Here is a 10,940-nt window from a genome sequence, read left to right as displayed (position 1 = left end):
ACGCCCCCGAACGAGACCCACACCGTGAGCCTGAAGTGGCCCGCGGGCGCGGGGGAGATCAAGGGCGCCTACACCGACGTTGAGGTCTACCCCACCCACACAACCAATTAGGGGCGGCGCCCGCGGCCAGTCCTGTCAAGACCTGTGGATCGATGGCTATGCGGGGGGTCTGGCTTTGGTGTCGTTGTGACCGCGCACAGAGCGCGCTGCCGAGGCAGCAGCGGGCGCTGTCGTATGGGCCTTCGTGAGTGAAGGCCGCGGAATTTCTCCAGGGTGCGTGGGGAACGTGACGAGGCCCTTCCCCCACAGGGTGGGAAGGGCCTCGTGAGTGAGCGCTGGGCAGGCCTTGCACCTGCATTTCCCCGCAGGAAGCGGGGTGTCTTTCCTTGGACCACCAACGCAACGTCAGTCGCCGTGAGTTGCGGAGAACTTCCAAGATCAACTATAGCGCATGCGACCGTCGGCCAGGTTCGAGAACGCCGACACGGCCTCCCAGCCCTCTTCGGGTTCCGGGTGGAACAGGTACGCGGCGAGCGGAGTGAGGCAGGCTTCCAGGACGGCGTCGAACAGTGCCTGCGGCAGGGGGGCCGGTGCGTCCTCTGCGGCGCGGGCGTAGGGGTCGGGATCCCAGCCTCGGACGACCCGCTCCACTTCGTGGGCGTCCGGCTGTGACGGAGCGCTTCAGTTGGCGAGTGAGCGCGCGAGTCGGCGACTGGAGTGCCGGCAGTCCGCGCATGCCACGCACGGATTCCGTGAACCCGCAGCAGCGGTCGGCGCACACATCACCGTCCGGACGGCACGGCACAGGACGCACGGGCTGTCCTTGGCCCGGAAAGGCACCGAAACAGCTGGGCGGAGGTGGGGCAGGGGTGGGGGACAGCGGGTGTTGCCTCGAATTTTGCTCCGTGGCCCGGATGCGTGCCACGAAGGGCGCCTGGAAGGTGGAATACCTGTCCGGGCGCCCTTTTGCTGTGGTCGGAGAAACCCCGGCTTCTTCTGCGAGTGCGACACCACAAGGTTCGAAGCGTGCAGTTCCGCCAGTGGTTCTCTCCGGGCACCCCCACGCAGCACACTCGTCCTCACGGCCTTCGCGCTGGACGTGTGTGTTCCCGCGCACCCTTCGACGTCGGCCGTTAAAGATCGGGCCGGGCGAGGAGTTCGCGTAGCTCCTGCAGGTTCTTCGCGGAGAACGAGCGCTTGCCGGCGGAGATTTCGCCCAGCATCGCCCCGACGCCGCGGCTCATGCGTGTGTCGACGCCGTGCGCAGTCGCCAGGCCGGCATAGCCGTCGTCGACGAGGCCGTGTTCGAGTGGGCGCTGTCGCACCGCGATGTCGCGAAAGCCACCGCTGCGGTCCTTCGGCTGCCCGGCGAGGTAGTGCACGAGCCGGTCCAGCGCCGCCTCCCGGACGGCCTCGGATGCTTCGGCCCGGAACGCGTAGGGCTCATAGGCGTCGAAGCTCTCCAGGACGATGCCGGCCCGCACCGCGACTTCCGTGCTCTCCCGCGCGACGGCGGCGGCAAGGTCGCGGTTGGTGTCCACGACCTCGGCCATCGGGAGGTCAACGACCGAGGTCAGGCCGAGGATGCCACCGAAGCCACGCTTCGCGAACCGGTAGCCGGTAACGTTCGACGACGCGGTGACGGGGCCGTAGGCGCGGAAGTCCGCCGCGACGTCCAGGGCATGCCGGTCCGGGGCCGATCCGTCGGGCATGCCGACGGCGAGCGCGCCGGAGCCGCCGAACGACACCACACCCGGCTCAAGGTAGTCGCTGAAGATGTTGACGAACGCGCTGATGACCCGGTCGGCACCGACCACCTCGGCGATGACCGGCTCGTTGACGCCGTTCTGGAGAGACACGACGCGGCCGTCGCCCGCCAGGCGCGGCGCGATCCACTCGGCAGCGTCGCGCGTGTGCTGCGACTTGGTGGCGATCACAGCGATGTCGATCGGGTCGGCGTCGGCTGGGTAGTCAGTCGTCGTGTACGCCGGCATCCGCACGGCGTCGTCGGTGCCGTCGACCGCGCGGATGCGCAGGCCGTCGGCGCGGATCGCCTCGATATGGACGGCGTCGGCGTCGACGAGGGTGACCTTGATGCCCTCGCGCGCCATGGCGTGGGCGACGGTGCCCCCGATCGCTCCGGCGCCGACGATCGTGTAGCTGCGGTCGGTCATTCAGATCTCCTCAAGGGCGTCGGTGGACTGGACCTGCCACGGGCTCGTGTCCGGGAAGTGCTGGGGCAGGCTCGCCGAGCCGACAGAGGTGCCGCCGTCGACCGGGAGCGTGGCACCGGTGATCCACCGGGCCTCCTCCCCGAGCAGGTAGAGCACCGCGTTGGCCACGTCCCCGGGCCGGGCGCCGCCCGGGAGGATGTCGGCCGAGGCCATGATGGTGGCGTACTCCGTGCTGATCGGGTTGACCTCGCTGTCGACGGAGAAGAACCCCGGTGCCACGGCGTTCACGCGGATCCCCGCGTGACCCAGTTCGATCGCGCAGGCCATCGTGACCATCGTCAGCGCCGCCTTGGACGTCGAGTAGTGCGCCGTGCCGGGACGTGCCCGCTTCGCGGCCCCCGAGGTGATGTTGACGACGGCGGGCGTGCGCCCGGCCGCGATGGCGTGCCGGGCGAGCTGCTGCGTCGCAAGCAGGGGCGCGACGACATTGACCGCCTGGACGTGGTTCCACCGCTCGACGTCGAGGGCGAGGAAGGGGATGGCCGGGTAGATGCCTGCGGCGTTGACGAGGCCGTCCACGGGGGCGAGCGCCCAGGCCTCGTCGACGAGGCCCGTGGCGAAGGCCGGATCGGCCAGGTCGCCGACGAGGGTGTGGGTGCGGACGCCGTGCTCCTCGGCGATGGTGCCGAGGACCTCTTCGACGGCGGTCGCCCGTACGTCGATGCCCGTCACGTCCCAGCCGGCGGCGCCGAGCCGCCGGGCGATGGCCGCTCCGAGGCCGTTGCCGGCGCCCGTGACAACGGCGTGCCGGGATTCCTGACTCATCGGATGTCGCCTTTCGTCGTGCCGAGGTCGGCGGCGGCGATCGCCGCGACCTGTTCGTGGGTCGCCCACCAGACCCCGCTGGTGCCGCGGATGTGTGCGAGGAGCTCCCGCAGGATCGAGAAGCGCGAACGGTGGCCGATGACCGAGGGATGCATGGTCAGTTGGAACAGCCCGCCCTCTTCGACAGCGCCGTCGAACTCGCGCTTCCAGATGTCCAGCACGCCGGCCGGTGGCGTGTACGGGCGCAGGCCCGCGTAGCGGGCCATTGCGAAGTACGGGGCGTCGTCGCGGATCCATTCGACGGGGATCTCGACCAGGCCCGTCGGGCTTCCGTCGGCCAGCAGCTCGTACGGTCCGTCGTCAGCCATGAGGGAGGAGTCATAGCGGAATCCGAGCTCGCGGAGCACGTGGAGGGTGCTCGGCGAGAAGTCCCAGGACGGCGTCCGGATTCCCACCGGCCGTCGGCCCGACAGCCGTTCGAGCGTGTCGAGGCTGCGTGCGGTCAGTTCCAGCTCGTTGTCGTGGGACAGCAGCGTGTTGCGTTCGTGGATCCAGCCGTGGACGCCCAGCTCGTGGCCCGCCGCCATGTACGCATCGACCTCGTCCGGGTGCAGCAGCGCCGACACCGCCGGCATGAAGAACGTCGCGGGGACCTCGTACTCGGCCAGCAGGCGCAGCAGGCGGGGAACGGCGACGCGGGCGCCGTACTCGCCGGCCGCCAGCGTGCCGGGCGTCTGGGCATTGTCCCGCAGGTACGGGGTCTCGTGGTCGCTGTCGAAGGAGATCGCCACGGCCACGCGGGCTCCGTCCGGCCAGCCGCCCCGCGCCAGCGGCCGCCCGGCCCGGACCTGTTCGACGATCGGGCGCCACACCGCTTCGGGCCACTGCCAGGGTTCGAGCGCGGACTCGCTGTCGGTGGCGGCCATCAGCGGTCCTGCGCCGTGGCGGCGGGCATCACGTGGCGCATCCCGTGGACCATCGCCCCTCCGGCTCGCAGGGCGGCGGCGACGTGCACGGTCTCCGCGAGCTGCTCGGGCGTGGCACCGGCCGCGACGGCCGCGGCGCTGTGCGCCTCCAGGCAGGCGTCGCACTGGGTCGTCAGCGCGACGCCGATGGCGATCAGTTCCTTGGTCAGCTTGTCGATGGCGGTGTCACCGTCGAGCACAGCCGCGTTGAACGCTCCGAAGCGGCGCCACATGGCGCCGGCGTGGGTGGCCAGCTGCGTGAAGTCGGGGGCGTGGGCGTGGGAGGTGGACATGGGACTCCTTCGGTCGGGGGAGGGGGCGTGGAGGTCGGTCGTGCTGGTCATACGGCGCCGAGCAGGCGCACGATGCGAACGTAGGTGGCCGCGCACAGCACGACCGATGCCGCGTCGACGCGCTCGTCGTCGCCGTGGAAGCGGCGGCGGAACTCGGCGTAGTCGAGCTCGCTGCTGAAGAGGCCGAAGCCGTAACAGGGCAGCCCGCGTGCCAAGTAGTGCCGGGCGTCATTGCCCCCGGGGGTCAGCAACGGCAGCGGCCGGGCTCCCGGGTAGGCCTCGGCGCTCGCGGCGGCGATGGCCCGGTAGAGCGGGTCGTCGGTCGCCGCGACGAGAGCGGGAGCCTCCGGTCCCGGCTCGACGGTGACGCCGGGCAGGCCCGCCAGCGCGAGGCCGATCTCCGCGTCCGCGTCGGCGCCCGTCTGGCCGGGCAGGAGACGGACGTCGACGTCGATCGCTCCGTCGCCAGGGATGACGTTCGACTTCGACCCCGAGATGACGACATTGGGCGAGATGGTCAGGTGGGTGAGGGCGTGCAGCACCCGGGCGTAGGCACCCGTCTCGGGCAGGGCGGCGTCCAGCGTGCCGGGATCGCTGAGCCGCGCCACCAGGTCAGGGGCCAGCCCGAGCGCCCCGAGCAGGTCGGGCCACCAGTCGTCCGTGGGAACGGCCGGCGGCACCTCGTGCGCGGCCAGCCGGCTGACGGCGTCGGCCGCGAGCACGGCGCCGCTGCGCACGCCGTACGGCATGGAGCCGTGCCCGGACTCGCCCCGGAGGCGAAGGCGCCGGCCCGCGGCGCCCTTCTGACCGATGGTGACGGTCACCCGGCGGGCGTCCGGTCCGCCGACAACGAGACCGCCGCCGGACTCGGTGATCGCGAGGTCGGCGAGGACGAGTTCGGGGCGGTGCCGCATCAGCCAGCCCATCCCGTACCGGCTGCCGGCCTCCTCGTCGGCCGTGGCCAGGAACAACAGGTCTCCCGCAGGCCGCTCGCCGGACTCCGCGACGATGCGGAACGCGACGGCCATCGACGCGGTGAGGCTGAGCATGTCGACCGCACCGCGTCCCCAGACGACACCGTCGATGAGTTCGCCGCCGAACGGGTCGCGGGTCCAGGCGGCGGAGTCGGCCGGCACCACGTCCAGGTGCCCGAGCAGGGCCAGAGAGGGCGCCGACGGGTCGGTGCCGGGCAGACGCAGCAGCAGGTTGCCCCGGCCGGGTGCCGGTTCGACGAGGTGGACATCGGCTCCGAGCGCTTTCAGGGCGCGCTCGCCGCCCAGATAGTCGAGCAGGATCTCGACGTTGCGGATCTCCTGGCCCGAGCCCTCGGTGCCGTCGTTGACGCAGGCTGCGCGGATCATCCGCTGGAGGAGGCCGACGGCGTCCTGGGCGGCCGCCGACGCGCGGCCCGCGGTCATGCGGCACCGCCCGGTACCGCGTCGAGCAGAGTCCGGGTGTAGTCGTGCTGTGGCCGCTCGAAGACGTCCTCGACCGTGCCGACCTCGACGACGTGCCCCTTGCGCATCACCGCGACCCGGTCCGAGATCGCGCGTACGACGGTGAGGTCGTGGCTGATGAACAGGTAGGACAGCCCGAGGGAGTCCTGCAACTCGGCCAGCAGGTCGAGCACCTGGGCCTGGACGGTGACGTCGAGTGCGGAGACCGGCTCGTCGCAGACGACGAGGTCGGGCCGCAGCGCGAGGGCGCGCGCGATGGCGACGCGCTGGCGCTGGCCGCCGGACAGCTCCGCGGCGCGCCGGCTCCCGTACGACGCCGGGAGCCCGACACGTTCGAGGAGTTCGCTCGAACGGGTCCGGCGCTCCTGGCGGTCCCCGATCCCGAAGGCCTTCATCGGCTCCTCGACGATCTGCGCGAGCGACAGGCGCGGGCTCAGTGACGCGTAGGGGTTCTGGTGCACGATCTGGAACCGGCGCCGCAGCTGGCGCAGTTCGGCAGGCTTGAGGCTGCCGGTGTCGACGCCGTCGAACTCGACGGTGCCGCCGGTCGGCTTCTCCAGGCACATGACCATGCGCGCGGTCGTCGTCTTCCCGGAGCCCGACTCACCGACGACGGAGAGGGTCTCGCCACGGTTGATCTCCAGGTCGACGCCACCGACAGCGGTGAAGAGCCGGCTGCGACCGGCGTCGTCGCGGGTCTGGAACTCCTTCACCAGCCCGCGTGCGACGACCAGGGGCGTCCCGCCGGCCTCCGCCGCGGGGCGCTGCCGTGCGGCTGCCCGGTGGGCACGCCGTGCGGGCAGCGAGTTCAGGAGCCGGCGGGTGTACTCCTCCCGGGGGTTTTCCAGCACCTGTGCGCCGGGGCCGCTCTCGACGACCCGTCCTTGGGACATCACCACCACCCGCTGGGCCCGTTCTGCCGCCACCCCGAGGTCGTGCGTGACGAGGACGACCGCCGTCCCCGCGTCGGCGATCAGCTCGTCGAGGCGGTCGAGAACCTGCTTCTGTACGGTGACGTCGAGGGCGCTGGTCGGCTCGTCGGCGATGATGAGGCGGGGCCGGCACGCCCACGCGATGCCGATCAGGACACGTTGGCGCATGCCGCCCGAGAACTCGTGCGGATACTGCCGGGCGCGCCGGGCGGGGTCGTCGACCCCGGCTTCGCCGAGGATCTCCACCGCGCGCTCCCAGGCCGTGCGACGGGTCCGCCGACCGTGGATGACGAGCGCCTCGGCGATCTGCTTGCCCACCCGTTGGGTCGGGTCGAGCGAGACCGTCGGGTCCTGTGGGACGAGCCCGATCAGTCCGCCGCGCAGCGACCGCATCGCGGTCTCGGGCAGCCGGTCGATGCGGCGGCCGTCGAACTCGATGCTGCCCCGGTCGATGCGGGCCCCGCCGGGGAGCAGCCCCATCACGGACAGCGCCGTCGTCGACTTGCCCGAGCCGGATTCCCCGACGATGGCGACCACCTCGCCGGCACCGACGTCGAAGCTGACATCGCGTACGGCACTGATCGCACCGTTGCGGTAGGAGACCGCCAGGTCGCGGACGGCGAGCAGGGGGCCGGCCGGCCCCGTCGCCCGGTCCTCGGCCGCGGTCGTGACCTTGCTCATCGGTTCCTCCTCGACGAGCCGGCCTCACGGGCGACCCGGTTGACGGACAGCACGATCACCACCACCAGGAGTCCGGGGATCGTCGTGAGCCACCATGCGGTGGCCAGGTAGTCGCGTCCCTCGGCGATCATCGATCCCCATTCGGGCGCGGGCGGCTGTGCGCCGTAGCCGAGGAAGCTGAGGGCCGCGATCGCCAGCAGGGCGGTGCCGAACTCGACGGTGGTGAGCGCGATGACGGGGCCGAGCGAGTTCGGCAGGACGTGCCGGCCGAGGATCCCCCACCAGCGCACCCCGCTGGCGCGGGCGGCGTCGACGTAGCCTGCGTTGCGGATGCGCAGCACCTCGCTGCGCATGGTCCGGGCGACCGAGGCCACGCCGGCGATGCCGACCGCGATCGCGACCTTGACCGTTCCCCCGCCGAGAGCGGTGATGACCGCCATCGACAGCAGGATTGCCGGGATCGCGAGCATGATGTCGCACACCCGCATCACGACATCGTCGACCCAGCCGCCGACAAAGCCGGCGAGGAGGCCCAGCAGCGTCCCGGCCACGAGTGCGAGTGCGACGGCGACGACGACACCGCTCACCGAGAGCCAGGCTCCGTCGACCATCCGGGCATAGATGTCGCGGCCGAACTGGTCGGTGCCGAAGAGGTGCTCGGCGGAGGGGGCGAGGAACCGGTCGGCGCCGTTGCCGACCAGGGGGTCGGCGTCGGTGAACCAGCCGGGGAAGACCGCCCAGAGGAGGACGAGGCCGAGCACCAGGCCGGAGAGGACGAGCCCTGCCTGCCGCACGGCGGCACGCAGGCGCCGCTTCGGGGCACGCCGGTCCTGCGGTGGTGACTGGCCGTCGGTCAGGGGGACGACCACGGCCGGGTCGGGAGCGGAGGTGTGGGTGGTCATGAGGCCGCCGTCGTCAGTCGGATCCGCGGATCGATGAGTGGGTAGAGCAGGTCCACCACGAGGCTGGAGAGGACGAACACCAGCGCCGTCACGAGCACGACGCCCTGCACCACCGGGATGTCCTTGTTGGAGACGGCGGTCGCCGCCGTGAGGCCGAGCCCGTTGCGGGCGAAGACCGTCTCCACGAGCACCGAGCCGCCGAAGAGACCTCCGACGAGGACGCCGGTCGCGGTGAGCGCCGGGATCGCGGCGTTGCGCAGCGCGTGGCCGAAGTGGATGCGCAGCCGTCCGGCGCCTTTGGCCCGCAGTACCTCGACGTAGGGCTCGGCCAGCGTGGTCTGCAGGCTTCTGGAGAGGACCTGGGCTATCACGGCGCCGATCGGGATGGCGAGGGTCACCGCCGGCAGGACAAGGCCCTCGACCCCCTCACCGCCGACCGCGGGGAGCAGGCCCATGCGGAACGAGACGAACTGCAGGAGCATCAGCCCGACCCAGAACGTCGGCATCGACACCGCGATCGGCGGCAGCATCAGCAGGAGTCCGCGCAACCGGTCCGACCGGGTGAAGTTGGCCGCGACCGCCAGCCCGACCCCGCCGATCAGGGCGAGGGCCAGGGCACTGGAGGCGAGTGTCAGGGTGGAGGGGAAGGCTGCGGACAGCATGTGCGAGATCGGCTGACCGTTGTTGAAGGAGTGGCCCAGGTCGCCCTGGACCAGGTGCAGCAGCTGGAGCCCGTACTGGGCGAGGACCGGCTTGTCGGTGCCGTACTCGGCCCGGAGAGCGTCCAGTTGCTCCGGAGTGGAGGAAGCGAGCGCCTCCGGGCCGAGCATCGCGGCGATCGGGTCACCGGGCACGATGTACAGGATGAAGAACGAGACCGTGAACGCGGCCCACATGACCAGCAACGCATGGAGCACGCGCCTGCCGAGATATCGGATCAACATCGGATTCCTCTTGCTGTGAGGACGAGACCGGTCAGCCCTTGAAGGCGGCGTCGTAGAGGACGAAGCGCGAGGCCGCGTCGTAGCGGACACCCGTCACGTCGTCGGAGACGGCTACAACCTGCGTGAGCTGACTGAGCGGGAAGATCCAGCCGTTGTCGAGGAGGATCTTCTGTGCCGCGCCGGCGGCTTCTGCGCGTGCCGCGGTGTCGGTGGTCGAGCGGATCTTGTCGAAGAGCGGTGCGAGCTGCTTCTGCACCGGGTCGTTCTTGTCGGTGAAGGTGAAGTTCGTGGCGTCGGCGGCGAACATCGCGCGCAGGATGTCGGGGTCGGGGCGCGACACCGAGGTGGAGATGAAGTCGTACTTGCCGGTGAGGTACTCCGAGGCGTACTGCGCGGCGTTCATCTCCTTGAGCACCAGGTCGATGCCGACCTTGCGCAGCTGCTGCTGGAGGTACTCGACGACGTTGGTCTGGTAGAAGTACGCGACCGTCAGGCGCAGCTTCTTGCCGCCCTTGGTCCGGATTCCGTCGGAGCCCTTGGTCCAGCCGGCGCCGTCGAGGATCTTCCCCGCCTGATCGGGGTCGTAGGCCAGCACGGACGAATCGTCCTTCCAGCCGGGGGTCGTCTCACCGAGCGGGCTGGACGCGACACCGTAGGACGGTGTGAGAACGGTCTTGGCGATGTCCTCACGGTCGATGGACATCTGCAGGGCCTTGCGGACCTGGGCGTCGTCGAGGATCGGCGAGGATCCGCTGAGGTTCGGCGAGATGCCGACGACGATGCCAGGATTGACACGTGTCATCAGATGGAAGCCGTTGCCGTCGAACGCTGCCTCGTCCTGGGACTGGATCGTGGTGGCCATGTCGACCTGGTGCGAGCGCAGGGTGCCCGCGCGGACACTCGGCTCGGTCGAGACCTGGTAGGTGACACTGGCGAGCTTGGCGGCCCCGGTGTGCTCGGCGAGCCCGGAGGGCCAGGCGTAGTCGTCGCGGCGCTCGATCTTCACCGACTGGTTCGCCCGGTAGGAGGCCAGCGTGAAAGGTCCGGAGCCGACGAGGCCGGTGCCGACGCAGCGGTCCTTGGCCGACGTTGCGAGCGCCTTGGCCGAGAGGATGCCGAGCGTCGGCGTGGAGGCGGCCATCAGGAACTGTGCATTGGACGCATCGAAGTCGACCACCACCGTGGCAGCGTCGGGCGTCTTGATGTCCTTGAGGCCGCCCAGGTAGGAGCTGCCGTACACGGACTTCGCGCCCAGGTCGACGACTCCTTGAAGGGACGCCTTGACGGCGGCCGCGTCGAGCTTGGTGCCGTCCGAGAACGTCGCGCCGTCACGCAGGCGGAAGGTGAAGCTCGTCGCGTCGTCATTGACCTCCCAGCTCTTGGCGAGCCACGGCTTGAACTCGCCCGATTCGGGGTCCTGGTCGATGAGCGAGTCCACGAGCTGGCGCCCGATGACGTTGGAGGCGATGAGGGTGGCCTGGACGGGGTCCAGGCAGACCGGGTCGGCGTCGATCGCGACCTTGAGCTCTCCGTTGCTGCCGGCGGCGGTGGAGCCGCCGCCACCGTCGCAGGCGGCGAGCAGGGCCACCATGCTCACGGTGGCGGCGCCGGTGACGAGTGCGCGGACGGGGCGGTGGTGCCAGGAGGCCGCCGGGCGGCGGCCGGACGCTGGACGAGGGATGAGGTTCACCGCGGAGTTCCTCTCGAAAGGCTCGGACTCGAGCAGGAGTTGGACGGCGACCGCAGCGGCGCCGATACGCAACAGGG

The 10,940-nt window shown here is 70.8% G+C and carries 10 protein-coding genes; all 10 read right to left on the bottom strand.

Features of this window, described 5'->3' with window-relative positions; all coding sequences use genetic code 11:
• Positions 1-438: 438 nt before the first annotated feature.
• Positions 439-651 carry a hypothetical protein gene (locus tag ACFVUT_RS31845; RefSeq protein ID WP_389655500.1) on the bottom strand — a complete coding sequence of 71 codons (213 nt, stop codon included), beginning with the start codon at positions 649-651 and terminating at the stop codon, positions 439-441.
• 482 nt (positions 652-1,133) lie between these two features.
• On the bottom strand, positions 1,134-2,174 hold the full coding sequence (locus ACFVUT_RS31840) for a ketopantoate reductase family protein (protein WP_389655502.1): 1,041 nt from the start codon (positions 2,172-2,174) through the stop codon (positions 1,134-1,136).
• Positions 2,175-2,999, bottom strand: a complete 825-nt coding sequence (locus tag ACFVUT_RS31835; RefSeq protein ID WP_389655504.1) for an SDR family NAD(P)-dependent oxidoreductase — start codon at positions 2,997-2,999, stop codon at positions 2,175-2,177. It abuts the gene before it with no gap.
• Complete coding sequence (locus ACFVUT_RS31830; protein WP_389655506.1) at positions 2,996-3,925, bottom strand: polysaccharide deacetylase; 930 nt, start codon at positions 3,923-3,925, stop codon at positions 2,996-2,998. The genes ACFVUT_RS31835 and ACFVUT_RS31830 overlap by 4 nt, the downstream gene beginning before the upstream one ends.
• Entirely contained in the window at positions 3,925-4,257 is a 333-nt protein-coding gene (locus tag ACFVUT_RS31825) for a carboxymuconolactone decarboxylase family protein (protein ID WP_389655508.1), read from the bottom strand. Before ACFVUT_RS31825 ends, ACFVUT_RS31830 begins: the two co-directional genes overlap by 1 nt.
• 47 nt (positions 4,258-4,304) lie before the next feature.
• The gene (locus ACFVUT_RS31820; RefSeq protein WP_389655510.1) at positions 4,305-5,675 is read right to left on the bottom strand and encodes a M20/M25/M40 family metallo-hydrolase; all 1,371 of its coding nucleotides are present in this window, start codon (positions 5,673-5,675) and stop codon (positions 4,305-4,307) included.
• Entirely contained in the window at positions 5,672-7,327 is a 1,656-nt protein-coding gene (locus tag ACFVUT_RS31815; RefSeq protein ID WP_389655512.1) for a dipeptide ABC transporter ATP-binding protein, read from the bottom strand. The genes ACFVUT_RS31820 and ACFVUT_RS31815 overlap by 4 nt, the downstream gene beginning before the upstream one ends.
• Entirely contained in the window at positions 7,324-8,229 is a 906-nt protein-coding gene (locus ACFVUT_RS31810) for an ABC transporter permease (protein WP_389655514.1), read from the bottom strand. Before ACFVUT_RS31810 ends, ACFVUT_RS31815 begins: the two co-directional genes overlap by 4 nt.
• Positions 8,226-9,173, bottom strand: coding sequence for an ABC transporter permease (locus ACFVUT_RS31805; protein ID WP_389655516.1), 948 nt, complete (start codon positions 9,171-9,173; stop codon positions 8,226-8,228). Before ACFVUT_RS31805 ends, ACFVUT_RS31810 begins: the two co-directional genes overlap by 4 nt.
• A 31-nt stretch (positions 9,174-9,204) precedes the next feature.
• Positions 9,205-10,863: an ABC transporter substrate-binding protein gene (locus ACFVUT_RS31800; RefSeq protein WP_389655518.1), complete on the bottom strand. Its 1,659-nt coding sequence runs from the start codon at positions 10,861-10,863 to the stop codon at positions 9,205-9,207.
• Positions 10,864-10,940: the final 77 nt, after the last annotated feature.

Source organism: Streptomyces sp. NPDC058051, from assembly GCF_042885475.1.
Taxonomy (GTDB): domain Bacteria; phylum Actinomycetota; class Actinomycetes; order Streptomycetales; family Streptomycetaceae; genus Streptomyces.
The sequence above is the reverse complement of the archived record's forward strand: the minus strand, read 5'-3'. Positions and strand labels throughout refer to the sequence as shown.